The organism is Kitasatospora sp. NPDC043949, from assembly GCF_056435365.1.
Window position 1 is genome coordinate 158,031 of the sequence record NZ_JBWKEQ010000007.1, and the last position, 24,687, is coordinate 182,717.

The 24,687-nt window shown below is 73.0% G+C and carries 20 protein-coding genes and 1 pseudogene; 9 read left to right on the forward strand and 12 right to left on the reverse strand.

Annotation, left to right across the window (positions count from 1 at the left end; translation table 11 throughout):
* Positions 1-8 precede the first annotated feature (8 nt).
* Positions 9-914, reverse strand: a complete 906-nt coding sequence (prpB, locus tag AC07AL_RS08765; protein ID WP_478317240.1) for a methylisocitrate lyase — start codon at positions 912-914, stop codon at positions 9-11.
* Positions 914-2,419 carry an MmgE/PrpD family protein gene (locus AC07AL_RS08770; protein ID WP_478317241.1) on the reverse strand — a complete coding sequence of 502 codons (1,506 nt, stop codon included), beginning with the start codon at positions 2,417-2,419 and terminating at the stop codon, positions 914-916. The genes prpB and AC07AL_RS08770 overlap by 1 nt, the downstream gene beginning before the upstream one ends.
* A 155-nt stretch (positions 2,420-2,574) precedes the next feature.
* Here AC07AL_RS08770 and AC07AL_RS08775 point away from each other — a divergent pair.
* Together AC07AL_RS08775 and asnB are read left to right on the forward strand one after the other, a co-directional pair.
* Positions 2,575-2,976: pseudogene (locus AC07AL_RS08775) on the forward strand (short-chain fatty acyl-CoA regulator family protein); the annotation flags it as partial.
* Positions 2,977-3,183: 207 nt separating this feature from the next.
* Positions 3,184-5,031: an asparagine synthase (glutamine-hydrolyzing) gene (asnB, locus tag AC07AL_RS08780; RefSeq protein ID WP_363583518.1), complete on the forward strand. Its 1,848-nt coding sequence runs from the start codon at positions 3,184-3,186 to the stop codon at positions 5,029-5,031.
* A 28-nt stretch (positions 5,032-5,059) separates the two neighbouring features.
* Here the strand turns inward: asnB and AC07AL_RS08785 are convergent, their stop codons facing one another.
* The gene (locus AC07AL_RS08785) at positions 5,060-5,809 is read right to left on the reverse strand and encodes a DUF4232 domain-containing protein (protein ID WP_478317242.1); all 750 of its coding nucleotides are present in this window, start codon (positions 5,807-5,809) and stop codon (positions 5,060-5,062) included.
* A gap of 253 nt (positions 5,810-6,062) precedes the next feature.
* Positions 6,063-7,004, reverse strand: coding sequence for a nitrilase-related carbon-nitrogen hydrolase (locus AC07AL_RS08790; RefSeq protein WP_350876327.1), 942 nt, complete (start codon positions 7,002-7,004; stop codon positions 6,063-6,065).
* Between the two features lie 179 nt (positions 7,005-7,183).
* Between AC07AL_RS08790 and AC07AL_RS08795 the strand changes: the two genes are divergently transcribed.
* The 4 genes from AC07AL_RS08795 to AC07AL_RS08810 all read left to right on the forward strand — a co-directional run bounded on the left by AC07AL_RS08795 (position 7,184) and on the right by AC07AL_RS08810 (position 11,212).
* On the forward strand, positions 7,184-8,185 hold the full coding sequence (locus tag AC07AL_RS08795; RefSeq protein WP_478317243.1) for a LacI family DNA-binding transcriptional regulator: 1,002 nt from the start codon (positions 7,184-7,186) through the stop codon (positions 8,183-8,185).
* Positions 8,186-8,359: 174 nt separating this feature from the next.
* Positions 8,360-9,673, forward strand: coding sequence for a cytochrome P450 family protein (locus tag AC07AL_RS08800; RefSeq protein WP_400808246.1), 1,314 nt, complete (start codon positions 8,360-8,362; stop codon positions 9,671-9,673).
* Between the two features lie 168 nt (positions 9,674-9,841).
* The gene (locus AC07AL_RS08805; protein ID WP_400808243.1) at positions 9,842-10,714 is read left to right on the forward strand and encodes a HEAT repeat domain-containing protein; all 873 of its coding nucleotides are present in this window, start codon (positions 9,842-9,844) and stop codon (positions 10,712-10,714) included.
* A 141-nt stretch (positions 10,715-10,855) separates the two neighbouring features.
* On the forward strand, positions 10,856-11,212 hold the full coding sequence (locus AC07AL_RS08810) for an immunity 51 family protein (RefSeq protein ID WP_363586167.1): 357 nt from the start codon (positions 10,856-10,858) through the stop codon (positions 11,210-11,212).
* 208 nt (positions 11,213-11,420) lie between these two features.
* On the opposite strand, the gene AC07AL_RS08815 is transcribed toward AC07AL_RS08810, so the two are convergent.
* Positions 11,421-12,245, reverse strand: coding sequence for an SAM-dependent methyltransferase (locus tag AC07AL_RS08815; RefSeq protein ID WP_363619732.1), 825 nt, complete (start codon positions 12,243-12,245; stop codon positions 11,421-11,423).
* A gap of 307 nt (positions 12,246-12,552) precedes the next feature.
* Between AC07AL_RS08815 and AC07AL_RS08820 the strand changes: the two genes are divergently transcribed.
* Together AC07AL_RS08820 and AC07AL_RS08825 are read left to right on the forward strand one after the other, a co-directional pair.
* Positions 12,553-14,052: a leucyl aminopeptidase family protein gene (locus AC07AL_RS08820; protein WP_478317244.1), complete on the forward strand. Its 1,500-nt coding sequence runs from the start codon at positions 12,553-12,555 to the stop codon at positions 14,050-14,052.
* Positions 14,049-15,749: an AbgT family transporter gene (locus AC07AL_RS08825; protein WP_363631859.1), complete on the forward strand. Its 1,701-nt coding sequence runs from the start codon at positions 14,049-14,051 to the stop codon at positions 15,747-15,749. The genes AC07AL_RS08820 and AC07AL_RS08825 overlap by 4 nt, the downstream gene beginning before the upstream one ends.
* An 18-nt stretch (positions 15,750-15,767) precedes the next feature.
* Here AC07AL_RS08825 and glsA read toward each other — a convergent pair whose 3' ends face one another.
* The 3 genes from glsA to AC07AL_RS08840 form a co-directional block, all read right to left on the reverse strand.
* The gene (glsA, locus tag AC07AL_RS08830; protein ID WP_478317245.1) at positions 15,768-17,012 is read right to left on the reverse strand and encodes a glutaminase A; all 1,245 of its coding nucleotides are present in this window, start codon (positions 17,010-17,012) and stop codon (positions 15,768-15,770) included.
* Between the two features lie 76 nt (positions 17,013-17,088).
* Positions 17,089-17,391: an SHOCT domain-containing protein gene (locus AC07AL_RS08835; protein WP_363586172.1), complete on the reverse strand. Its 303-nt coding sequence runs from the start codon at positions 17,389-17,391 to the stop codon at positions 17,089-17,091.
* A gap of 46 nt (positions 17,392-17,437) precedes the next feature.
* Positions 17,438-17,860, reverse strand: coding sequence for a DUF6325 family protein (locus tag AC07AL_RS08840; RefSeq protein WP_400328034.1), 423 nt, complete (start codon positions 17,858-17,860; stop codon positions 17,438-17,440).
* 364 nt (positions 17,861-18,224) lie between these two features.
* Here AC07AL_RS08840 and AC07AL_RS08845 point away from each other — a divergent pair, with 364 nt between their 5' ends.
* Positions 18,225-18,764 (forward strand): hypothetical protein, encoded by a 540-nt coding sequence (locus AC07AL_RS08845; protein WP_478317246.1) that lies wholly within the window; start codon positions 18,225-18,227, stop codon positions 18,762-18,764.
* Between the two features lie 75 nt (positions 18,765-18,839).
* On the opposite strand, the gene AC07AL_RS08850 is transcribed toward AC07AL_RS08845, so the two are convergent.
* The 4 genes from AC07AL_RS08850 to AC07AL_RS08865 all read right to left on the reverse strand — a co-directional run bounded on the left by AC07AL_RS08850 (position 18,840) and on the right by AC07AL_RS08865 (position 24,615).
* Positions 18,840-21,674 (reverse strand): hypothetical protein, encoded by a 2,835-nt coding sequence (locus AC07AL_RS08850; RefSeq protein ID WP_478317247.1) that lies wholly within the window; start codon positions 21,672-21,674, stop codon positions 18,840-18,842.
* Positions 21,671-21,841, reverse strand: coding sequence for a hypothetical protein (locus AC07AL_RS08855; protein ID WP_363586176.1), 171 nt, complete (start codon positions 21,839-21,841; stop codon positions 21,671-21,673). Before AC07AL_RS08855 ends, AC07AL_RS08850 begins: the two co-directional genes overlap by 4 nt.
* Positions 21,842-22,233: 392 nt before the next feature.
* Entirely contained in the window at positions 22,234-23,172 is a 939-nt protein-coding gene (locus AC07AL_RS08860) for a LysR family transcriptional regulator (protein WP_363631853.1), read from the reverse strand.
* Positions 23,173-23,304: 132 nt separating this feature from the next.
* Entirely contained in the window at positions 23,305-24,615 is a 1,311-nt protein-coding gene (locus AC07AL_RS08865; protein ID WP_363586178.1) for an MFS transporter, read from the reverse strand.
* Between the last annotated feature and the right edge of the window lie 72 nt (positions 24,616-24,687).

Here is a 24,687-nt window from a genome sequence, read left to right on the forward strand (position 1 = left end):
ATGCGGGGTCAGGCGCCGGGCGGGAGGGTGAAGTCGAAGACGGCCGAGTCGAAGGCCGCGTACTGCTCGTAGCCGAGGAGTTCGTACAGCCGGGAGCGGGTCTGCATGCGCGGCAGCAGCGACTCCTGGGTGCCCTCGGCGGCGAGGGTGCGCAGGCCGTCCTCCACCGCGCCCATGGCCAGGCGCAGCAGGGTGACGGGGTAGAGCGCGATCTCGTACCCGAGGTCCTGGAGGGTGCGGGCGTCGAGCAGCGGGGACTTGCCGAACTCGGTCATGTTGGCGAGCAGCGGGACGTCGACGGCCTTGCGGAAGGCCTCGAACTCGGCCTCGTCGGCGAGGGCTTCGGGGAAGATCGCGTCGGCTCCGGCGTCGACGTAGGCCTTGGCCCGGTCGATCGCCGCGCGCAGTCCCTCGACGGAGCGGGCGTCGGTGCGGGCCATCAGCAGGAAGTCGGGGTCGCGGCGGGCGTCGACGGCGGCCCGCAGGCGGCGGGTCATGTCCTCGCGGGGGACGACCGCCTTGCCGTCGAGGTGGCCGCAGCGCTTGGGGTTGACCTGGTCCTCCAGGTGCAGGCCGGCGAGGCCGGCGTCCTCCATCAGCTGGACGGTGCGGGCGGCGTTCATGGGTTCGCCGAAGCCGGTGTCGGCGTCGATCAGCACCGGGAGGTCGGTGGCCCGGGTGGTCTGCTGGGCGCGGGCGGCGACCTCGGTGGCGGTGGTGAGGCCGATGTCGGGCAGGCCGAGGTCGGCGGCGAGGACGGCGCCGGAGAGGTAGGCGGCCTCGAAGCCGAGGTCCTGGATGAGCCGGGCGGAGAGCGGGTTGAGCGCGCCGGGCATCGTCAACAGCCGCCCGGTGGCGAGGCGTTCGCGCAGGGCGCGGCGGCGCTGGCCGGGGGTGGTGCGGGTGTGCAGCATCAGAACAGGCCCTTCGGGAGGAGTGCGTCGAACGCGCGCACGGCCGCGGTGTCGACGGCCGGGAAGAGCTCGTCCAGGTCCGCGGCCTTCAGCTCGGCGAGGTCTGCGGCGGCTGCCAGGAAGCGGTCCTGGTCGGCGGGGGAGACGATGCCCTCGGCCAGGGTGCGGAACTTCCGCTCGTACGCGGGGCGGTCGAAGGGGCGCGCGCCGGCCGGGTGGGCGTCGGCGACGGCCAGCTCGTCCTGGATCACCGTGCCGTCGTCCCGGGTGATCACCACGCGCCCGCCGAAGGCCCGGCGTTGCGGATCGGGGTCGTGGTAGCGGGCGGTCCACTCCGGGTCCTCGACCGTGGTGATCTTCTGCCAGAGCGCCACGGTCTCCGGGCGTTGGGCCCGTTCGGGGGCGTAGGAGCGCTCGTGGTGCCAGGCGCCGTCCTCCAGGGCGACGGCGAGGATGTACGGGATCGAGTGGTCGAGGGTCTCCCGGCTGGCGTGCGGGTCGTACTTCTGCGGGTCGCCCGAGCCGGAGCCGATGACGTGGTGGGTGTGGTGGCTGGTGTGCAGGACGACCGAGCGGACGCCGTCCAGCGGCCCGGTCCTCTCGCGCAGCCGCCGGGCCAGGTCGATGATCGCCTGGGCCTGGTACTCGGCGGAGTGCTCCTTGGTGTAGGTGTCCAGGATCGCCCGCCTCGGCTCGCCGGGCGCGGGCAGCGGCACGGTGTAGTCGGACTGCGGGCCGTCGAGCAGCCAGGCGAGGAAGCCGTCCTCGCCCTCGTAGACGGGGGACGGGGAGGTCTCACCGCGCATCGCCCGGTCCACCGCCTCGATCGCGGCCTTGCCGGCGAAGGCGGGGGCGAAGGCCTTCCAGCTGGAGATCTCGCCCTTGCGGGACTGCCGGGTGGCCGTGGTGGTGTGTACGGCCTGCTGCACCGCCTGGTACACGGTCTCGGTCGGCAGCCGCAGCAGCGCGCCGAGTCCGCAGGCGGTGGCCGCGCTCAGGTGCGCGACGTGGTCGATCCGGTGGGCGTGCAGGCAGATGCCCCGCACCAGGGCGACGTGGACCTCGTAGGCGGCGACGATGCCGCGCAGCAGGTCGGCCCCGCTGCGGCCGGTGTGCTGGGCGACGGCCAGCAGCGGCGGGATGTTGTCGCCGGGGTGGGAGTAGTCGGCGGCGAGGTAGGTGTCGTGGAAGTCCAGCTCGCGCACGGCCGTGCCGTTGGCCCAGGCCGCCCACTCCGGCGAGACCCGGGCGGTGCTGCCGAACACCCGGGCGCCCGGCGCGCCGCGGTGGGCGAGCGCCTGGGCGCGGGCCACCGTCACGGGCCGGCGCAGCAGCGACGCGACGGCCACCGCCGCGTTGTCGATCACCCGGTTGACGGCCATGTTCACGCTGGCCGGGTCCAGCTCCTCGGTGCCGGTCGCGACGGCGGCCAGCTTCCAGGCGAGCTGCTCCTCACGCGGCAGCCGGTCGGCACTGGGGTGGACGCGGACGTGGTGCTCGATCACGGGACTCCTCGGGGGCGCTCGATGGCTCTCGGTCTTGCATGACCGAGCCTGCTCGTCGGACGGCCGATGATCCAGCATGCCAATCGGTGGAATCCGTACGGCGGATTCCTGCGAACCTGCGAAACCTGCGAACCCCGCCGGGGAACCGGCTCCTCCACTTCTCCCGCACCGGCGGCACCTGCCCGCTGTGGAACGTCTACGAATCCTTCGCCGCCCCCGGCCGGGTCCACGTCCAGGTCGCCGCCATGCCCGACGGCCGGCGCTACCTCTGGACCGCCCGCGCCGTCACCCGCTCACCCGGCGGCTGGGGCCGCCCCGGCAAGACCTTCGCCATCGGCCTCGGCTGCGAACTCCGCCACGCCGCACGGCTCGTGTACTCGGCGGGACTGGACCTCGGCGACGTGGCGGCTGCCACCCCGATCGGGCTCGGCTGCAAGGTGTGCGAACGCCCGGCGTGCCCGCAGCGCGCCGCGCCCGCCATCGGCCGGCCGCTGGCGCTCGACGAGCACACCAGCACCTTCATCCCGTACCCCGCGCTGCCCGATCCCCGGAACTGAACGCCGCCGGCCGACGTACCGGCCCGGCCGTCCGAGCCCGACGCCCGGCGGTGCACCCCCGGTGGGCTTCGCGCGGGCACCGCCCGACCCGCCCCGGGAATCCTGCGGTTGCCCGGAACTTCCCGGACGTCCGGCCCGACTTCTGGGCCGGGCGCTGTCGCCGACAGCGTCCGGCAGAGCACACCCCTTCACCCCAGGAGCGCGAGCATGTGCGGGATCACCGGCTGGGTGTCCTTCCACCAGTCCTTCCACCAGGACATCGGCCACGGGGCCGCCTCCGTCATCCAGGCGATGACCGACACCATGGCCCTGCGCGGACCCGACGCCGGCGGGGTCTGGCTCGGCCGCCACGCCGCGCTCGGCCACCGCCGCCTCGCCGTCATCGACATCGAGGGCGGCACCCAGCCCATGACCGACCGCCCCGAACACCCGCAGGTGGTGCTCACCTACAGCGGCGAGGTCTACAACCACCACCGGCTGAGATCCGAACTCGCCGCCAGGGGCCACCGGTTCGAGACACGGAGCGACACCGAGGTGGTCCTGCGCGCCTACCAGGAGTGGGGAGACGCCCTGGTCGACCACCTGGAGGGCATGTACGCCTTCGCCGTCTGGGACGACCGCGAGCAGCGCCTGCTGCTGGTCCGCGACCGGCTCGGGGTCAAGCCGCTGTTCTGGGCCGAAACCGACGGCGGCCTCGCCTTCGGTTCCGAACCCAAGGCCCTGTTCGCCCACCCCGAGGTGACCCCCACCGTGGACGCCGACGGCCTGCGCGAGGCCTACAGCCTCCTGTTCAACACCGGCCCCACCGTCTGGGCCGGCGTCCGCGAGGTGCACCCCGGCAGCATGCTCGTCCTCGACCGCGACGGCATCCGCGAACGGCGCTACTGGGAGCTGACCGCCCGCCCGCACACCGACGACCCGCAGACCACCACCGAGCTGATCGGTGGCCTGGTCGACCGCGCCGCCCGTACCCAGCTGGAGGCCGACGTCCCGCTGTGCAGCCTGCTCTCGGGCGGCCTCGACTCCACCGTCGTCACCGCCCTGATCGCCGACGAACTCCGGCTCCGCGAAGGGCCGCAGGCCACGCTGCGCTCCTACGCCGTCGACTACAGCGACCAGGCCGAACAGTTCACCGGCGACGTGCTGCGTACCGGCCACGACACCCCCTTCGCCGCCGAGGCCGGCGCGTTCATCGGCACCCGGCACTCCACCGTCGTCCTCGACCCCCGTGCCCTGCTCGACCCGGACAACCGGCGCGCCGTGGTCGTCGCCCGGGACTCGCCGATCGGCGTCGGCGACATGGATACCTCGCTCTACCTGCTGTTCGGAGAGATCCGCAAGCACTCCACCGTCGCCCTCTCCGGCGAGGCCGCCGACGAGGTCTTCGGAGGCTACCCGTGGTTCCACCACCCGAAGGCGCTCGCCGCTCGCGCCTTCCCCTGGCTCCTGGTGACCGGGGACCAGGCCGCCATGCCGCTCCACCCCGACCTCGCCGCCCGGCTGCGCATCCCCGAGTTCCGCGCCGACACCTACCGCACCGCCGTGGCCGCCGTCCCCCGCCTCGACTCCGAGAGCGCCGCCGAACACCGCCTGCGCGAGATGCAGCACCTCTCGCTCACCCGCTGGCTGCGCCAACTCCTGCACCGCAAGGACCGCCTCTCCATGGCCCAGGGCCTGGAGGTGCGCGTGCCCTACTGCGACCACCGCCTCGTCGAGTACGCCTTCAACACCCCCTGGGCGATGAAGAACCACGACGGCCGGGAGAAGAGCCTGCTGCGCGACCTCGGCCGGGGCATCGCCCCCGACTCGGTGCTGTGGCGGCCGAAGAACCACTACCCGGCCACCCACCACCCCGACTACAACGCAGGTCTACAGCGGCTGGCCCGCGAGGCGCTGGACGCACCGCACGTACGGGACATCGCCGACGAGACGGTCGTCGGGGCGGCCATCGACACGCCTGCCGAGCAGTTGCCGTGGGGCCACCGGCTCCGCCTGGAGCGGGTCGTCGACCTCGCGCTGTGGCTCGACCACCACCGCCCCGCCCTGGCCTTCTGACCTCGCGGCCTCGCCGAGGGTGTCGGGGTTACTTGCCGGCGGCTGTCATGGAGGTGACGGCGTCGGCGGTGGTGGCGCGGTAGTTGCCCAGGTGGGGGTTGAGGACGCGGGTGTCGCTGGTGAGTGGGAAGTTGTGGGTGGCGGCGAGGGGCATGTTGGTGTCGTCCTGGTCGGCGAGGACGTTGAGTTCGTTGATGTCGGGGGTGGTGCCGGTGGTGGCGCCGCCGGGGTTGAGGTCGATGACGGCGTAGGCGTTCTGGCCGGCGGGGACGGGGAAGCGCTGGGTGCCGCTGGCGAGTACGGGCCGGATGTTGTTGCTCTGGTCGCGGGCGGTGGAGTTGCCGAGGTTGACGCCGGGGGAGGAGCTGAGGCTGCAGGCCTTGGTGCCGGTGTTGTGGACTTCGATGACCCGCTGGCTGGGTGTTCCGGGGCGTGTGGTGACGTGGATGGAGAGGTTGTTGATGTCGCAGGGGGTGGCGTCGGTGGGGGCGGGTGCGTTGCCGGTGCCGGGTCGGGTGCTGGTGGAGGGGCTGGTGCCGGACGGTGTGTGGGGTGCGCCCGTGGGGGTGTGCGAGGCCGGGCCCGTGGTCGGGGCGGTCGGTGCCCCGGTTGCGGGGGCCGCGCCGGTGGGGGCGGGTGTGACGGCCGCGGTGGTGGGGGAGGCCTTCGGGCCGGCGGCCGGGTCGGTGTTGTCGGGCCCGCAGGCGGTCAGGACGAGTCCGGCGCCGACGGCGAGGACGGCGGTGACGAGCAGCGGGCGACGGCGGCGGACGGACATGGTGGCTCCCCGATGACGGTGCGTGCTGGCTTGCTGGACACCCACCATGACGGTCAATCAGTGACTTTCGGTGGCACGCGCGGCGTCACAATCGTCAGGACATCGCGAGGATCGGACTGTGACAATCGGCCAGGCGCAACACCATTGACACCGCGAGCCCCGGGCTCACCACTTCGCTCGCCTTCAGCCCCGCAGCCCCGCAGCCGGGCCTCCCCGTTTCCTGGCCGGAACCGGGCCGGGGAGGCCGGGGGCGTCAGCGCTGGGCGGTCAGGGGCGCGTAGGCGTCGGGGCGGCGGGTGGTGTTGAAGGGGAAGAGTTCGAGCCAGTCGTGGCGCTGGTCGAGGTCGAGGTCGGCGACCAGGACGGCGGCCTCGTCGCGCGGTGCCCGGGCGAGCACGCGGCCGTACGGGTCGACGATGAACGAGCTGCCGTAGAAGGTGAGTTCGCCTTCGGTGCCGATGCGGTTGGGGACGACCATGAAGGTGGCGTTGGCGATGGCGTTGCCGGTGATGACCTGCTGCCACAGCGGCTGGGTGTCGAAGCCGGGGTGGCCCGGCTCGGAGCCGATGGCGGTCGGGTAGACGAGCACGTCGGCGCCGGCGAGGGAGTAGGCGCGGGCGAGCTCGGGGAACCACTGGTCCCAGCAGGTCGGCAGGCCGACGGCGGCGTCGCCCACCTCGGCGAGGGGGAAGGCGTCCTCGCCGGCCGGGCCCTGGCGGAACCAGGTGTCCTCGTAGTAGCCCTCGGTCACGGGGATGTGCAGCTTGCGGGTGCGCTGCACCAGGGTGCCGTCGGGGGCGACGAGGATCGCGGTGTTGTAGCCGAGGCCGTCGGGGCCGTCCGGCCCGTCGGCCTTCTCGAAGAGCGAGGCGTGCACGTGGATGCCGTGCTCGCGGGCGGCGGCCGCGGCGAACGCGAAGGTCGGGCCGGTGCGCAGGTCCTCGGGCTCGACGGCCTGCGGGTGGTCGGACTGGCGCAGCACGGCGAAGTACGGGGAGAGCGTGAGCTCCTGGAGGGCGACGAGGGCGGCGCCCTGTTCGGCGGCGAGGCGGATTCCCTCCAGCAGGCCGGCCCGGTGCTGCTCGGGGTCCGCGTGCCAGCGCTGCTGGACGAGGGCGACCCGCAGGGCGGCGCGCCGGGGCGCGCGGGTGCGGGCCGGGGATGCGGGCGGGTTCAGGGCGGTGATCAGGCGCATGGCGGGTCCTCGGGTCATCTCGGGTCATGGTGTCGGGAGCAGCGGCCGAAGCTGTGCCGGAACGTTCCGGCACGGGTGACCCTAAGCCTTGCCGGAACGTTCCGGCAAGGGGGTTCGAGGAGCATCGCAGACGCCCGGACCACGGGTGGCCTCCGGTTCTGCGTCTAGACTTCCGGGCTGTGACCAGCCGATCCGTGACCCTGTTCGACGTGGCCCGGGCGGCCGGGGTGTCCAAGAGCACCGCCTCCGACGCCCTCCTCGGATCCGGCCGGGTGGCCGAGGCGACGCGTGAACGCGTCCAGGCCGCGGCCCGAGAGCTCGGCTACCGGCCGAACTCGGCGGCGCGCAGCCTGCGCCGCTCCAGCACCGGGGCAGTGGGCCTGTACCTGCCGCGCACGGCGACCCGCCTCGACTACTACATGAAGCTGGCGTTCGGCGCCGTCGAGCGAGCCCGCGAGGATGGCCTCGACGTGGTGCTGCTGGCCCCCGGGAAGGCGGCGGAGGGCGGGCTGGCCGCCCGGGTCGACGGGCTGATGGTCATCGATCCGGAGGTCGACGACCCGGCCGTGCCCGGTCTGCTGGCCGCCGGCGTACCCGTGGTCACCGGGGAGCGCTACCTCGGAGGCGGGGCCGCACCCAGCGGATCGGTGGTGTGCGACAACGCCACCTCGCTCGCCGCCCTGCTGGACCACCTCGCGCAGCGCGGTGCACGCCGCCCGGCGCTGCTGGCCCCCGGCCCGGGATCCGACTGGGCGGCCGCCCTGCGGGCCGCCGCCGCCGACTGGACCGGGCGCCACGGCCTCGAGGTCGCCGTGCGAACGGTCCCGTTCGCGGCCACGCCGACCGAGGCCGAGGCCGCCACCACGGACCTGCTCGCCGGCACCCCGGGCCTGGACGCCGTGGTCTGCGCCCCCGACGGCGCGGTGCCCGGCGTGCTGGCAGCCGTGGCCCGGGCAGGCCTGCGGGCCGGAACCGAGGTGCTGGTGGCCGCCTGCGTCGACGGCGCCGCGGCACGCGGGTCGAGCCCGCAGGTGACGGCGGTGGACCTGCGCGCGGCGGAGTACGGCCGCGAATGCGCGGCCCTGCTCAGCGACCTGCTGTCGGGCGCGGCGGAATCGGGCGTGGTACGGACCCACGCCTGGGAACTCCACGTCCGGGCTTCCACCGCCGGTCGCGGCTGACACCGACCCGAACGGAGACCGACCGCGGCCCCGGACGACGACCGGGCGTCCTCGTCTCCGGGGTCGAGGGCGAATGCATTCGTTCGGGTGGATTGGCACCGATAGCGGCAGGTGGGGCGCGGTCCGGCCGCCATGATGCCGTCACGGAACGACCACCCGTTGGGAGCGCTCACCATGACGACGCAAGGCCGGACCACCACCGAGTCCGGCGACGAACCACTGGACCTGGCGGATCAGGAGCTGGTCCGCGATCCGTTCACCTCCTACGCGCACATCCGCGAACGCGAGCACCTGGTGCGGGGCTGCGTCCGAGGCGTCGACCCCATGTGGGTGGCGACCCGCCACGACGACATCCGCACGATCATGAGCGATCCCGACTTCACCATCGACGCCGCGACCGTCCCCGGCGCGAAGGTGGCCCACCGCACCGAACAGACCTGGCAGGCCCGCGGCATGTACGCGGGCTACGAGAAGTACCTGCGCGCCGGGATCTTCGACTCGGACGGCTCCGACCACCGTCGTCTGCGCGGCCTGGTCGCCGCCGCGTTCTCCCCGCGCCGCGTGGCCGCGCTGCGCCCCCGGATCGAAGCCATCGCCGCCGACCTGCTCGACCGCCTGCCGGACCACGCCGAGGACGGCGTCGTCGACCTGATCGAACACTTCGCCCGACCGCTGCCCATCACCGTCATCTGCGAACTCATCGCCGTCCCCGAAGCCGACCGCGACCGCTGGCGGAGCCGCAGCGCCACCCTGGCCGCCGGCACCTGCGGCGAGGAACTGGGCGACGCGCTCGCCGGCATGGTCGCCGACGCCCACCTCCTCGTCGGCCTCCACACCGCCGACCCGGGCGACGACCTCATCTCCGAACTGCTCGCGCCCCACCACGACGACCGCCTGAGCACCGACGAGCTCGTCTCGCTCATCACCAACCTGGTCGTCGCCGGGCACATCACCACCGTCAACCTCATCGCCAACAGCACCGAAGCGCTCCTCGCCCACCCCGACCAGCTCGCCCTGCTGCGCGAGGACCCCGCCCTCATGCCGCACGCCGTCGATGAACTCATGCGCTACTGCGGGCCCGTCGTGCGTGCGCTGCCCCGTTACGCCACCCGCGACACCACCGTCGGCGCCACCCCGGTGTGCGCCGGAGAAGCCGTCCTCCCGATCGTGTCCGCGGCCAACCGGGACCCCGCCGCCTTCGCCGACCCCGACCGCCTCGACCTCGGCCGCACCCGCCACAGCAAGGAGCCCCACCTCGGCTTCGGACACGGCGCGCACCGCTGCCTGGGCGCGCACCTCGCCCAGGAGGAGGCCGCCGTCGCCCTGGCCGCGCTGTTCAGCCGGGTACCCGACCTGCAACTCGCCGTCGACCCGGAGCACCTGCAACGCGGCACCAACCCGCTCAACTGGCACCTGAAGACCCTCCCCGTACGCCTCCAACCCCCGAGCCACACGGCGCCGGCCAGGAACGAGGCACACCCGGCCTAGCTGGCAGAGAACGGCAAGGGCACGCGCGCAGTGTCCCCGAGCAAGGCGCGGGGGTGAGTGGCCGGGAAGTACTCGCACACGACGGAATGTTGAACGCCCGGGCGGCCGCGAGAGACTGTCCGGGCACCTACCGCGACCCGCTGACCCACCGAAAGCCGGCTGACTTCCATGGACTTGACCACCGACGGGATCGACAGCCTCCTCGCGCGCTACATGCACGGGGACGGCGGCGCCCTGGAGGACCTGGTGGCTGCCGGACCGGTGAGCCTTCGCCGACTCCTCGACGTGTTCGCGGGCCGGGCGGAGAAGAGCTGGGACCTGGCGGAGATCGTGAGCCGCGACCGGGACGAGTACCGGCGCCCCGCCTCGCTGCAGGTACTCCTGGCGGAGGCTCTCCCGGACGGGTTGTTCGACGCGCTGGCGGACGACCCCTCGCTCGAATCGCTGCTGGCCCGTGAGACGTTCGCACATGTCAGGGACCCGCGGACGGTGCCGTTCCTGGAGCGCCAACTTCGGTCCGGTAGGCCGGAGTTCCGTCGCCGGGCGTTGCTCGGTCTGGCAGAGAACGGGTCCGCTGAACACACGGAGGCCGTCGTCGGGTGTCTGGCGGACCCCGCGATGCGGTCCGAGGCGGTGGAGACGCTGGCCCGGCTGGGCGATGCCCGCGCGGTCGGGCCGTTGCTGCGTGAGCACCTCGCGGACGACTCCGACTTCGCCCGGCGCGCCGGAACGGCTCTGGACCTGGTCGAGCAGCGCATCGGCGGGCCGCCGACGCCCCCGGTCTGGCGCGAGCTCGGGCCGGTGGAGTTCGTGGTGACGCCCAAGATGGGCGTCCCGTGGTGTGTGACAGAGGTCCTGGTGGTGCCCGGACAGACGGTCCGGGGAGGCGAACTCATGGCCGCCATGGAGAACGACGCGCTGAGCAACGACCTGATCGCCGACTGGCCCGGCACGGTGACGGAGGTCCGGATCGCGGTGGACGACGAACTGCCCGAGGAGATCGTCGCCCTTGTCGTGCAGAGTCGCAGGCGGGTCGGGTAACGGGAGTTGACGATCCGGTAGTGCGGCCCGAGAGCCTTCGCCCGCCGCTGTCGGACCCCGCCGCTGTCGGACCCCGCCGCTGTCGGACCCCGCCGCTGTCGGACCCCGCCGCTGTCGGACCCCGCCGCTAAGGTCGGTCCCATGACTGATCGGACGACCTACGCACCCCTGATCCTCTCCGCCTACGACCACGAGCCGGAGTCCTACTACCTGATGCTCACCGACGACGCCATGGTCGCCGTCGAGGACGAGTTCGAGGCCTGCGGCCAGTACGGCAACGGGTACGGCTGGGCGGGCGTCGCCCGGGCCGCGGTGCTCGCGCACGCGCCGGAGGTGTCGGAGCGGCTGACCTACGATCCCGAGGCGGGGATGTTCATCGCCCGCAGTCGGGACCTGGACGCTCTGCAACGCCTCGCCGCGCTCCTGAGTCAGGCGTTCCACGACCGCGCCCGGCTCGCCGAGTTGATACGCGGCGTCGATCCGGACGACTTCGACTGACTGTCGGCCGGGCGCCTCCCGCCGTACCGCGGGGTGGGGGACGACCCGCGCGCCGGGCGGCACCCTCACGGCGGCTGCGGCTGACACGTTCGGTCCGCCTGCACCGGAAGCCGTCGGCGACGTCGCGGAGCGATGCGACAGCGGTTGCGGCGGTGGCGAAACGGATCGTGGAGGGACCGGTGTACGGGGCGCGCGGGCCAACAGCCGGCTACGGCTTGCGGGCCAGTGCGCAGGAGATCAGCTGTTCCCACACCGTCGGAGCGGGCCTGTCCACGCCGTTCCCGGTGCCGTCGTCGTCCGGCGCGGGGTCCGGCCGCCACAGGGAGCAGGGGACCAGGCCCGGTTCGAGGAGCTCAAGGCCGTCGAACAGGCCGGTGATCTCCTCGTCGGTGCGCCAGCGGCCGCGGCCGAAACTGCTCTGCAGCTTCTGCTCCATGAGCCGGGTCTCCTCGTTCCCGCCGGAGCGGAAGTGGGAGATGTAGACCTGACTGCCCGACGGCACCCGGTCCACCCACCAGCGCGCGAGCTCGGCGGGGCGTTCGGCATCGGTGAGGTGGTGCAGCACGGCGCTGAAGACGACGCCCACCGGCTCGTCGAAGTCGATCAACTCCTGTAGGCCGGGGTCGTGGTAGAGCTCCTCCGGCGCGCGCAGGTCCGCCCGGATCACGGTGGTGCGGTCGTCGGCGGCCAGCAGGGCCCGGCTGTGCGCGACCACGACCGGGTCGTGGTCGACGTAGACGACGCGCGCGTCCGGACGGTGCCGCTGGGCGACCTGGTGCACGTTGTCGGCGGTGGGCAGGCCGCTGCCCATGTCGACGAACTGGGAGACGCCGTCGCGGGCCATGGCCGCCACGGCGCGAACGAGGGCCCCGCGATTGGCGAAGGCCATCGCCCGCGAACCGGGCAGGTCCTTGATGAAGAAGTCGCCGATCTCGCGGTCGACGGCGTAGTTGTCCTTGCCGCCGAGCAGATAGTCGTAGACCCGGGCGATGCTCGGCTTCGACTGATCATCCTCTGTGCTGCGATCGGTCACGGCAGCCGACTCCCCGTCCCTCGGACCAGTGCGGCCTCAAGCCTAGGGTGTGTCATCCCACCCCCGCCTGCGCGCCGACGCCGGTGCGCCGGGCGTTCGTGCGTTTGGGGGCACAGCGCGTGGCGTGTCCTGGAAGCGCCCTGACCGTGCGTCTTACTGGGGAGCGGCTGCTGGGACCGGCGGCCTCTGGACCGCCGCCCCAGCAGAGGAGAGCACAGTGGCGCAGAGCAGGGCAGCCCTCGATCTCATTCCTTCGTGGAGCCGCGTTCCGAGGGTTGACGTCGTGCCGGCCCGGGATCCGGAGGCGGTGCGAGATCCGGAGGCGGTGGGGCTGCCGGTGGTCCAAGGGGCGGTGGCGGTGCCGGCGTGGATCGGGCTGGGCCCGGGGGCCGTGGAGGCCGCCGGCATGACGGGGGCGACGGGCCGGGTGCTGCTGGTGCCCCGGGAGGACGGGCCGGACGTCGTGCTCTACGGGACGGGGCCGGAGGGTGAGGCAGGTCCCGATGTGCTGAGGGACGCCGGGGCAGCCGTGGCGCTCGCGGTGCCGGGCCGTTCGCGGCTGGCCGTCGTGGTGCCGTCCGGGGCGGGTGCGAAGCCGGCGGAGGCGGCGCAGGCGTTGGTGGAGGGGGTGCTGCTGGCCCGTTACGGCTTCGATCCGCTCAAGCGCGAGCCGTCCGGCACGGCGCTGGAGACTGTCACGGTCGTGGAGGGTTCGGGCTCGGGTTCGGATTCGGACTCGCGCGAGGCCGTCGAGCGGGGCGCAGAGCGCGGGGTGTGGCTGGCCCGCGCGACGATGCTGGCCCGGGACCTGGCCAGCGCGCCGCCCAGCCTGCTGACCGCGCCGGACCTGGCCGAGGTTGCGGTGCGGCTCGGCGCGCAGTGCGGCCTGAGGGTGGAGGTGTTCGGGCAGCGGGAGCTGGAGGAGCTGGGCTGCGGCGGCCTGCTGGGCGTGAACCGGGGCGGCGTGGACGAAGCCCGCATGATCAAGCTCACCTACCTGCCCTCCGGCGCCGGTGACGGGACGCCCCGGCTGGCCCTGGTGGGCAAGGGCATCACGTACGACTCCGGGGGCATCAGCCTCAAGCCCGCCGACGCCGTGCACGCGACGATGAAGAACGACATGTCCGGTGCAGGGGCGATCCTGGCGGCCCTGTGCGTCCTGGCCGGGCTCGGCTGCCGGACGGCCGTGACGGGCTACCTGATGTGCACGGACAACATGCCCTCGGGCTCGGCGCTCAAGCTGGGCGACGTGCTGTGGATGCGCGGCGGCACGAGCGTGGAGGTGGTCAACGCCGACGCGGAGGGCCGCCTGGTCATGGCGGACGCCCTGGTCCTGGCCGGCGAGGAGCCGGGGGACGCGATCGTGGACATCGCCACCCTGACCGGCGCGTGTCTGCGGGCGCTCGGCGCCGAGACCGCGGGCGTGTTCGGCAACGCCCAGCCGCTGGTCGACCAGGTCCTGGACGCCGCCGCCCGCACCGGCGAGCCGGCCTGGCAGCTGCCGCTGTCGCGGCGCTACCGGCCGGAGCTGGACTCGGAGGTGGCGGACCTGAAGAACATGGGCGGCCCCAACGGCGGGGCGATCCATGCCGCGCTGTTCCTGGAGGAGTTCGTCGCCGGCCGCCCCTGGGCGCACATCGACATCGCCGGGCCGGCCCAGAACGACAAGCCGAGCGGCTGGCGCACCAAGGGCTGCACCGGCTTCGGCGCGCGCCTGCTCGCAGAGCTCGCGCTGGCCTTCACCCCTCCGTCGACGGCCGCGCGGACCGACTCCACCCGCTCGATCAGTGAGGAGGCCGGCCGGTGAGCGCCCTCGCCCACGCCCAGGCCGACGGCCCGCAGGACAAGAGCGCCACCGCCTCCGGGAACGGAAAGTCCGGCGGAGGATCGGGGCGCGTCCTGGACGCCATCGAGAAGATCGGGAACAAGGTCCCGCACCCGGCCATCATCTTCCTGCTGCTGTGCGTCCTGGTGATCGTGCTGTCGGCGGTCCTGGCCGCGTTCGACGTCCACGTCACCGGCGAGACGGTCAAGTCCGTTCCCTACCCGGCCACGCAGGTCCACGAGGGCGGCACCGAGTACGCGGGCACCCACCTGCCGCCGGAGTCGACGTACACCCACCACTACGAGACCGTCGTCGAGACGACGAAGGTCGAGAGCCTGCTGTCCGGCGACGGCGTCCGGTTCCTGTTCACCTCCGCGGCGCACAACTTCAACGACTTCGGCGTCGTCGCGGTCATCCTCGTCATCATGGTCGGCGTCGGGCTCGCGGAGGAGGCCGGACTGATCGCGGCCCTGATCCGACGCCTGGTCAGGATCTCACCACCGGAGACCCTCACCGCGATCATCGTCTTCGCCGGCATCCTGTCCAGCATCGCCTCCGACGCCGGCTACCTCGTCCTCATCCCGCTGGGAGCGGTCGCCTTCATCAGCGCCGGGCGCCACCCGCTCGCCGGGATCGCCGCGGCCTTCGGCGGAGTCAGCGCGGCCTTCAGCGTCAACCTGCTCATCGCCCCGATCGACGGCATCATGACCGAGATCACCAACCAGGCGATCAGGCTCGTCAACCCCGGGCAGTCCCTCAACCTGACCGCGAACTACTACTTCGCGATCGGCTCCACCCTGTTCCTCACCATCGTCATCACCTTCATCACCGAACGCATCATCGAACCCCGCCTGGGCCCCTGGCAGCCGCGGGACACCGCCGCCGTCGCGGACAGCGAGGAGCCCCCCGTCGACACCGCGGCCGAGGCCCGGGGGCTGCGCTACGCCGGCCTCTCGCTGATCGCGCTCGTGGTGGCCGTCACGCTGCTCGCGTTCATCCCCGGCGCGCCGCTGCGCAACCCGGAAACGGGGAGCCTGTTCGAGGACTCGCCGTTCATGGACGGCCTGATCGTCATCATCATGATCGCGTTCCTGGTGATGGGCCTGGCCTTCGGCGCGGGCGCGAGGACCCTGCGCGGCAGCGCCGCCGCGATGGACGCGATCACCAAGACCTTCGCCGGGCTCGGCGGCCTGATCTTCCTGCTGCTGATCATCGCCCAGTTCATCTCGTACTTCAATTACAGCAACATCGCCACGGTGGTCGCCGTGCAGCTCGCCGACCAGCTGGAGAGCGCGAACATCGGTGCGATCTGGCTCCTGATCGCCTTCATCCTGCTGACCTACGTCATCAACCTGATCATCCCCGGGATCATCCCCAAGTGGGCGATCTTCGCGCCGATCTTCGTGCCCCTGTTCATCCGCCTCGGCGTCGCGCCGCAGACCGTGCTGGCCGCCTACCGGGTCGGCGACTCCCCGACGAACGTCGTCACCCCGCTGATGGTCTACCTGCCGTTCATCGTCCTGCAGTGCCAGAAGTTCAGGAAGCAGGCCGGTGTCGGCACCGTCATCTCCCTGATGATCCCCTACACGGTCATCGTGGCGGTGGCCTGGCTGCTGTTCTTCGTCGCCTGGTACGCCATCGGCATCCCGATGGGGCCGGGCGCACCCGTCAAGCTGTGAACGCGTGCTTGCCGGTGCTCACTCGGCTCTCTCGGATCTCTCGGCCGGGGTGTCGCTCCGGTCTGCGGACGGCCTTCGGACCAGGCCCGCGGGGTCGACGAAGCGCACCGTCGTCCGGGCCCGGAGGCCGGCGGCGCAGTCGGCCAGCAGCCTGCGGGCGATCGGGCGCACGGCGGTGACGTGGGAGAGGTCGACCGTGACCAGCGGCCGGGGCTGATCGCGGGCCAGGCGACGGACGCAGTGGACGATCTCCTCGGCGGCGGCGAAACCGAGGTCGCCCAACAGCTCCAGGTGGTGCGCGCCGTGGTCGGTGCGCACCGCCTGGAGCGGTGAGCGCGCACGCTCGGTGTGCCGCAGGACGTGCAGGCCCAGTTCGGCGGACAGCTCCCGCAGGACGGCGCTCGCGCGGACGCTGTTGCCCCGAGGGTCCAGCGGGGGGCTGAACACGCCGACGCCGAACTGGCCGGGGCTCACGGCGCAGACCCCTCCGCCGACGCCGCTCTTGGCCGGCAAGCCCACCCTCAGCATCCATTCCCCGCTGTGGTCGTACATGCCGCAGGTGGCCATGACCGACAGCGTCGCGCTCGCCGCGTCGGCGTCCACGACGCGGCGCCCGGTCACCGGGTTGCGCCCGCCGTTGGCCAGCGTGGCGCCCATGACGGCCAGGTCGACGGCGGTGACCTCGATCGCGCACTGGCGGAAGTACACGTCGCAGGCCTGCTGGGCCGGGCGCTCCAGCACGCCCTGGGAGAGCGTGAGGTAGGCCAGCGCCCGGTTGCGGTCCCCGGTGGCGGCCTCGGACCGGTAGACGTCCTCGTCGACCGTCAGCCGACGGCCGGCGAAGCCCGACAGGGTGTCGCGGATCCGTTCGAACGCGGCCTCGCAGTCGCCGCCGATCAGCGCGGTCGTCACGATCGCCCCGGCGTTGATCAGCGGGTTCGCCGGGCGCCCGGTGCCGGCCTCCAGGCTGATCGCGTTGAACGGCTCCCCGCTCGGCTCGAACCCGACCCTCCTGGCCACCTCGGCCAGCCCCAGCTCCGACAGTGCCAGCGAGTACACGAAGGGCTTCGAGACCGACTGGATCGTGAAGGCGGCCGACGCGTCACCGGCCTGATAGGCGTGGCCCTGGACGCTGACCATGGCGAGGCCGAAGGCGTGCGGGTCGGCGCGGGCGAGTTCGGGGATGTAGCGGGCGACGTCACCGGCGGTATCGGCGCGGTGCCGTTCGACGAGTTCGGCGAGCACCGCCGTCACGGGCTCCATCACCGCACCACGGCGGCGCAGCGCGCGGGCCCGGTCGGGCCCTGCCCCCGTGCGGGCGCCGTCCGGCGGAGGGGGTTCACGAGGTGAGGAGGCGTTGCTTGGCCGCCGTGAACTCGTCGTCGGTCAGCATCCCGCTCTGCCGCAGTTCGACGAGGCGTTCGAGCTGGGCGAGCGTCTGGTCGTTCGGCGCGGCGCCCGGCACGGCCTGAGACGCGGGTGCGGGCGACGGCGGTGCCGGGGCCGCCTGCGCGGTTGCCTGCTGGTGCCGGGCGGCGACCCTGCTCGACACGGACGTGGCGGTCCCGGCGATGACGGCGGTGCGGGCGGCGGTGCCGATGAGCCCCGGGCGCCCGCTGCGCGACAGACGACGGCCGATCATGACAGCTCCTTCTCGGAGTCCGGCTCCCCTTTTGGAGTCCGATCTTTCAGAGACCGATCGCGGCGAGGTCGGCCGCCACCACGGTGTGCGGCACGTGCTCGCGCGTGACCAGGACCCCGTCCGCGTCGTCGAGTGCCCGCAGCAGCGGCGCGGCCCAGCGGTGCTCCCAGACGATGATCGCCGCCGAGCACCCCGCCGGGATCTCGTCGCAGACGCTGGCCAGGTCCTCGTCGCTCAGCAGGCCCATGATCTCGCCGTCCAGTTCGGCGAACACGGCGGCTTCGTCGCTGTCCAGGGCATCGAGTTCGAGGACGCGGACCGTCCCCCGCTCGTCCCTCTTGATGAAGGTGAGGTCGAGGATGCGGATGATCCCCTCGGAGGTCAGGCGCTTGAGCTCCGGCAGGATCGCCCCCCGGAACCGGTTGCCCGGGAAGGCCATGACGGCGTACTCGACCGGCCCGACGTCCATGGCGTCACGCCCCTTCCGCGTCGCGTCCCGCCCGTACCCTCATCCTCCGCCGCCCCCAGCGCCGCCGCGACCGCGCGGACGGCTCACCCGTACTGATGACGTACTGAGGGCGCGCTGTTGACGAGTGGAACCGGATCGCCGGGGGCCGCACCACCGCCCCCGGCGATCCGCCGTACCACCGGGACCTGCGGAAAGCCGCCGCGGACGGGTGAGCGCGGGCGGCCCGCCGGGGCGTGGGCGAGGGGCGGAAACGGGCGCCCGGCCGCAACGGGGAGCGGTACCGTCGGGCGGTGACCCGACCGGCCGACGAACCCTGCGACCGGACCTGCCGCGCACCCGCCGCGGCCGTGTGAGAAGGAGTCCCGTGTCATCGCCTTGTGACCCCCGATACGCCGCCGTCGGCGATGTGAGCACCGCGCTCATGATGATCGACTCCCGGCTCAAGGCCGTCTACGACGGTAGGACCGGGACGGACCCCGTACAGCAGCGGCTGGTCGACGAGTTCGCCGCATCCGTGGGCCCCGAAGAGTTCAACGCGCTGCTGGACGGCGCGTGCACGCTCATCTACCTGTTCATGAACTGGCTGCGGTCGGCCTGCGAGGAGCACGACAAGGACGTCATCGAGCACGTGGTGCCCACCCTCGTGGCCACGATGCGGATGATGCCCAGGACCTTCCGCCCCGAGGTCATCCCCACCATGGCCGGCCTGGTGATCGCCGCGGGCAGCGGCCTGAGCCCCAACCTGTGGCGCGCGCAGTACGGGCCCTGGACCGACGCCGAGATGAACCCCCTGGAAGCCACGGCCACCCTGCTCGCGGAGCACGTCAACCGGGTGTCCGGCGACGACCACGACTTCGCCACCCGCCTGATCACCGATGCCCTGTCCAAGCTGGACCAGGGCTGACGCGCCACCGCGTGCCCTCGACCACCGGGTCGAGGGCCGGTCATCCGGTGATCGCGGAGAGCCGCCGTCGCGGTGTCACGACTGCTCCCCCGCCCGCAGTTCGGTGGCGATCTGGCGCCGGCCGGCGACCAGCGTCTCCAGCACCACCCCGAGGCCGACCAGCAGGGCCAGGCCCGCGGTGGGCAGTAGCACCGGCATCAGCGCGGGGGTGACGACCTCCTCGACCCTGGCACCGACCAGGGTCGAGATGTCGAACGCGCCGCCCAGCAGGGCGACCGCCGCCACCGCGACCAGCCCGCCGCCGACGGCCGCCACCAGGGTCCGCGGCAGCGCCTCGGCGACGATCAGCGCCAGCCCCTGGCGGGGTCGCAGGCCCATGGTGCGCAGCCGGGCGAGCACGGCCGTGCGGTCGGGCGCGGCCCGGAACAGCGTCAGCAGCACCGCGAGCAGGGCGAACCCGGCGCCGGCGGCACCCGAGTACCGGAACAGCCGCCCGGCGGCGTGCTGCAGCGGGTCGTCGCCGAGCTCGGCGACGGTCTCCCGGCTGCTGTGCACCGTGTATCCCGCGGGCAGGCCGCGGACGGCCTTGCCGACGGCTGCGGCGTCGTCCGCGATCATCTTGGCCAGGCCGGTCGGCTGGACCCCGCCGTTGTCCCGCAGTGCCGTCCTGACCCCTTCGGGGTCGATCTCGCCGACGGCGAACCACTGGTTCACCCGCTTGGCGTCCGGCAGTCGCTCCCAGGCGGGGCCGGCGGGAACGACGGCGAACGGCTTGCCCGGGTCCGGCAGGGCGGGGGTGGCGCCGACGGTCCCGGCGACGGCGAGGCGCAGGTCGTTGCCGTTGGGCGTGCGCACCTGGGACGACCCTGCGGCCAGGCGCTCGGCCAGGTCGCGGCTGACCAGCGCGGGCACCGGGGTGTCCCGGCCGCCGGCCGCCCCGGCCAACTTCGCCGGATCGAACTCGCCGGCCCCGAGGGTCCGGGCGATCTCGGCGTACGCCGCCGGATCGACCACCATGATCAGGTAGGCCTCGGTGTAGCGCTGGTCGGCGCCGACGATGCGGGCGTTGGGCTCGACCCAGACCGCGGTCGAGGCCCGCACGCCCGGCAGGGCGTCGGCGGCCTTGGTGAACGACTCGGACAGGGTGGCGTAGCCCGGGAGGGAGACGCCGATGTCCCCGCCCGTGGCGATGCGCGCGGCGCGGGTCCGGGCGTGATCGACGGTGTCGAGCACGGTGGCGCCGAAGCCGGTCGTGGTGACGGCGATGACCAGGGCGAGCAGCGGCAGCGCGGAGGGCCTGCGGCGGCCCGAGTCGTCGCGGGCGGCGCGGGCCAGGCCGAGGAAGCCGATCAGGCCGCGGCCTCGGCCGACGAGGGCGGCCAGCCGGCCGACCACCACCGGCTCGATCCGGGCCAGCAGCAGGCCGCCGGTGACGGCGAGCAGGAGCGGGGCGGCCACCAGCAGTGGATCCGGCCCGGAGCCGGTGCCGACGCCCCGGTGCCGGACCTCTGCCACGGCCGCGGCGGTGACGGCGAGGACGGCGAGTTCGCCGACCAGTCGGCGTCGGCCGCCGGCCGGCCGCCGGCGTGCCCACAGCAGGGCCGCGCGGGCCGGGAAGGCCAGCAGCGCGATCAGGGCCGCGGCCAGGGCCGCCAGCACCGCGCGGTCCCAGCGGGGGGTGGGCAGCAGCACCAGGGCGAGGGCCGTTCCGAGCACGGTGGCCGGCAGGACGGTGACCGCGCCCTCGGCGATCAGCCGTCGCAGCACCCCGGCACGGGAGCCGCCGCGGGCCTGGAGCAGCCTGATCTCGGCGGTGCGCCGGTCGGTGGTGAGGGCGGCGGCCAGGAACAGCACCACGGTGGCGACGCCCGCGACGGCGGCCGGGCCGATCGTGCTGAGCGGCAGCGAGGCCTGGTAGCGGTCGTCCGCCCGGTTGAGGATTTCGGGAAGGCCCGAGGAGGTGTGCAGGTCGGGACGCCGGGTCGCGTCGGCCAGGGCGGTGGCGTCGCGCCCGGTCAGGAAGGAGCTGAGGATGCCGCGGGTGCGGTCGAGCTGGTCGGCGTGCAGCGAGGCGGCGTCGACGGGCAGCCGCCAGAAGTTCTCGGCGTTCGAACCCCAGCGGGCCAGCGCGGGCAGGCTGTCGCCGTCGACGAATCCGCTGGTCATCCAGTGCTCGTGCTCGGGGTCGGCCCTCAGGCAGGCGCGGGCCGGGCAGCCGAGCTCCTCCCAGAACGGGTCCTGGGGGTCGTTGACCTGGTAGAGGCCGACCACCACGGTGGTCCGCTTGGCGCCCGAACCCTCGGTGCCGTTGTCGATGACGTCACCGAGCTTGATGTGGATGCTCTCGGCGGCCTTCTCGCTGATCACGATCGGCAGCGGACCGCCGGCGGCGCCGGGGGTCGGCCAGGTGCCGTCGGTGAGGGTGGCCCGGGCGGCCAGGTCGTGCAGGTAGAGCAGGCCGAGGGCCGGGTCGGTCCTCCTTTCCGCGAACCGGTCGTACTCCGGATTGCCCATGCCGCGGTCGCCCAGGGCGCGGGCGCCGTAGGCCTGGCCCGACTGGGTCAGCGTCAGCTGTCGACCGACCATCTCGGTGAGCTGCCGCTGCACCCGGTCGAGTTCGGCGGCCTTGTCGTCGTCCCGCGTCTTGGACGTGGTCTGCAGGCTGGTCTGGTTGAGGCCCTTGTGACCGACGAAGTCCTGGAGCGCCGTGTCCGCGCCCCGGTCCGCGATGCGGGGGAAGGCCGCCGCCAGGAAGACGGCGACGAACGCCAGGGCCGCCATGAGCAGCGCGGCCAGCGGGTTCGCCCGCAGCCTGGTGCGGACCCAGCGCGCGGGGCGGTGGGCGGTCCCGGGAGCGGTCCCGGTGGTGGGCGCGGTGGTGGGTACGGTGGTGCCGGTCCGGGGGGTCACCGCTCCTCCACGTGGCGCAGCCGGGTGGCCACGTCCCGACGGCGGCGTCCGATGGGGAAGGCCGACAGCAGCGGGGCGGCAGCCGCCAGCGGCGGTCGCCCGCGCGGTCGGCGCACGACGAAGCCGAGCATCAGGTTCTCCCCCCAGTCGTATCCCGGCCCACCCATTGATCCGATCCAGGCACAGATCGGCCGTGGACGGACACCCGCGGGCGCACCGGCGCAGTGATCACCGACATTCGGTCGCCGGATAGCGGACGATGCTGTCAGATTCGTTCCGGGAACGGAAGGGATTTGGGCGAATCAAGTAAGCAAGGGCAAATGCCATGCACACTTCACAATTCTGGTATTTGCTGCACTCCTTTGACCGGTGGAAATTCCTTTCCCGAATCTTCTGCTCGGGATCGTGAACCCGTGAGCCGCCGCATCCGTTGGCCCGGGCGACCATCGGCTCGGTGGTAGCCGTGGCCGCACCCGTTCCGGAGGAGGTTCGACAGCGATATTCTGTCGCGTTGTCCGAGGAATCCGGGGTTGTGGCCGGAAAGCGCGGCCATTCGAGATCACCGGCCTGGGCGGATTCCCGGTGTGCCGATCGCGGGAATGAGCCCAGGCGGTGGAGCGAAGAAGGGCTCGGACCAGGTCTCCTGACGCAGGAGTTCGAGCAGGGCCGTTTCCGCCGGGCCCGCAGCGTGGCGGACGACGGCGATGACGGGCTGGGAGACGGGCGGGGACACCGGGCGCGCGAGGTGCTCGTGGCCGTGGGGCACCGCGGAGGCCGGGACGAGTGTCACCCCCAGCCCGTGGGCGGCCCAGCGTACGGCCGTCGCCGTCTGGGACACCCGGGCGACCGTGGTCGGGGTCAGCCCGTTCTCGAGCAGCACGTCCAGCAGCACGCCGTCGAGCGCGCTGTCGCGGTCGAACCGCACCCACGGCTCCCCGTCCAGGTCGCGCAGCTCGACCCGGTCCGTGGCGAGCAGCCGGTGCCCGGCGCCCAGCACCACGACGAACTCCTCGTCGCCGAGGTGGTGGGCGTCGGCGGGGCTCCGCTCGCACACCGCCATCAGGGCGAGGTCCAGCGTGCCCCGGCGGCCCAGCCGCTCCATCTCGGCGGAGCTCGGCTCCTCGAAGACGGTGACCTCCAGCCGGGGGAAGCGGCGGCGCAGCGCGCCCAAGGCGCCCGGCAGTTGCCGGGTGCCGAAGCCCATCTGCACCGCGACCGTCAGCTCGCCCACCAGCTCGTCGGCGCCGGCCCGCGCCGTCGCCCTCGCCCGCCGCGCCGCGCTCACCGCGGCCTCCGCCTCCCGCAGGAACGCGCGGCCGACCACGGTGGGCACCAGCCCGGTCGGCGTGCGGGCGAACAGCTCCACACCGAGCTCCCGCTCCAGGGCGCGGATCTGCTGGGACACCGACGGCTGGGCGACGTGCAGCAGCTCCGCCGCGGCCGTCACCGAACCCTCCTCGGCAACGGCCAGGGCGTACTCGAACTGACGAAGACTCATCGACTCCCCTCCCCTCCCCACGTCGTCCTCGGGTGCACGAGGCGGCGCCTCGTCGCGTCCCAGGTGGACGGGTCCCAGGCTATGAGGTGGTCGACGAGACGCCGGTCGCCGGCCACCACCGGCGGACAGGGCCTATAAGACGAGGGGATCCGGATCCTTCGCCGCCGGATGCTCCTCCGAGGCCGTGGTGCTCAGCGCGCGGGCCTCGCGGTCGAGGGCCAGGTGGAGGCCGACGGCCAGCATGGGAATCGCGGCGAGCACGAACGCCCACTGTATGTCCCAGCCGACCAGCAGGCCCATGGCCGCGATGGAGAGCGGTTCCAGCGTGGCCCGGGGCAGTTCCATCACGCTGCTGACCCGGCCCAGCACGTCCGTCGGGGTCCTGGTCTGGATGAACGTCGGCAGCGCGACGTCGCTGGAGTACGCGACGCCGATCCCCAGCAGGGTGAGCACCACCGCCGCGCTCCACACGCTGGGAAGGAAGCCCAGCAGTACGAAGGCGGTCCCCTCGCAGAGCGTCATCCCGATGATGAGCAGTCCCCAGCGGCGCGGCAGCCCGGTGAAGACCGCGCCGATGGTGCCGATCAGCTGCCCCAGTCCCCAGGCGGACAGCAGGACGCCCAGTGCGAGCGAGCCCTGGGGGAAGGTCTTGGCCAGCGCGGGAAGCCCCACGCTGAAGAGGCCGCTGTAGCTGAGGGCCGCCGCGCCGATCAGCAGGAGGACGGTGCGGATCTCCCTGCTGCGTCCGGCGTAGCGGAGACCCTCGACGATCTCCCGCCGGATCGCCGTGAACGACTTGGCGCCCTCGTCGGCCTCGCCCGCCTGGTCGGAGGCCTGGTCGCCCGCCTGGTCGGACGGTTGTCTGCGGGGTGCGCCGAAGACCGTCAGGGCGGCGAAGAAGAAGGTGAAGGCATTGAGCAGGATGGTGGTCGACGTCCCCACCGCGGCCACGAGGGCGCCGCCCAGGATCGGCCCCAGCAGCCGGGCCCCCTGCTCCCCGAAGCCGACGAGCGCGTTGCCCCGGGCGAGGTGCTCGGGCGGCAGGAGGGAGGGGATGATGCTGCCGGCGGCCGGCCAGAAGAACGCTTCGGCGACGCCGGTGAGCGCGCCGAGGGCGTAGAGGTGCCACGTGCTCACGTGGTCCGTCAGGGCGACCAGCCCCAGCGTGGCGACGGCGAGCCCCCTGAGCGTGTGGGAGCAGAACATGACGGCGCGCGGGGAGAGCCGGTCGGTCACCGCGCCGCCCACCAGCATCAGCACGCCCCGGGGGACGGCCTGGACGAGCAGGATCGTGGCCAGCGTGGTCGTCGATCCGGTCTCGTTCAGGATCAGCCAGATGAAGGCGACCTCGAAGCTGTAGTCCCCCACCAGGGAGACGGTCTCGCCCAGCCACACCCGCCGGAAGGGCCGGTGTTTCAGCGGCTGTCGCACCTTGTCGAGCATCGACTACCTCTCTGCTGTTCCACTTTTCCACGATGAAGGACTGCGGGACACTGCGGGGCACCTGCTCTTCGA

Coding starts and splice junctions, on each gene's coding strand:
- AC07AL_RS08835 (WP_363586172.1), bottom strand. CDS start 17,391: ATGATCGGCCGTCGTCTGTCGCGCAGCGGGCGCCCGGGGCTCATCGGC.
- AC07AL_RS08785 (WP_478317242.1), bottom strand. CDS start 5,809: ATGTCCGTCCGCCGCCGTCGCCCGCTGCTCGTCACCGCCGTCCTCGCC.
- AC07AL_RS08810 (WP_363586167.1), top strand. CDS start 10,856: ATGACTGATCGGACGACCTACGCACCCCTGATCCTCTCCGCCTACGAC.
- AC07AL_RS08840 (WP_400328034.1), bottom strand. CDS start 17,860: ATGGACGTCGGGCCGGTCGAGTACGCCGTCATGGCCTTCCCGGGCAAC.
- AC07AL_RS08860 (WP_363631853.1), bottom strand. CDS start 23,172: ATGAGTCTTCGTCAGTTCGAGTACGCCCTGGCCGTTGCCGAGGAGGGT.
- asnB (WP_363583518.1), top strand. CDS start 3,184: ATGTGCGGGATCACCGGCTGGGTGTCCTTCCACCAGTCCTTCCACCAG.
- AC07AL_RS08800 (WP_400808246.1), top strand. CDS start 8,360: ATGACGACGCAAGGCCGGACCACCACCGAGTCCGGCGACGAACCACTG.
- glsA (WP_478317245.1), bottom strand. CDS start 17,012: ATGGAGCCCGTGACGGCGGTGCTCGCCGAACTCGTCGAACGGCACCGC.
- AC07AL_RS08865 (WP_363586178.1), bottom strand. CDS start 24,615: ATGCTCGACAAGGTGCGACAGCCGCTGAAACACCGGCCCTTCCGGCGG.
- AC07AL_RS08855 (WP_363586176.1), bottom strand. CDS start 21,841: ATGGGTGGGCCGGGATACGACTGGGGGGAGAACCTGATGCTCGGCTTC.
- prpB (WP_478317240.1), bottom strand. CDS start 914: ATGCTGCACACCCGCACCACCCCCGGCCAGCGCCGCCGCGCCCTGCGC.
- AC07AL_RS08790 (WP_350876327.1), bottom strand. CDS start 7,004: ATGCGCCTGATCACCGCCCTGAACCCGCCCGCATCCCCGGCCCGCACC.
- AC07AL_RS08805 (WP_400808243.1), top strand. CDS start 9,842: ATGGACTTGACCACCGACGGGATCGACAGCCTCCTCGCGCGCTACATG.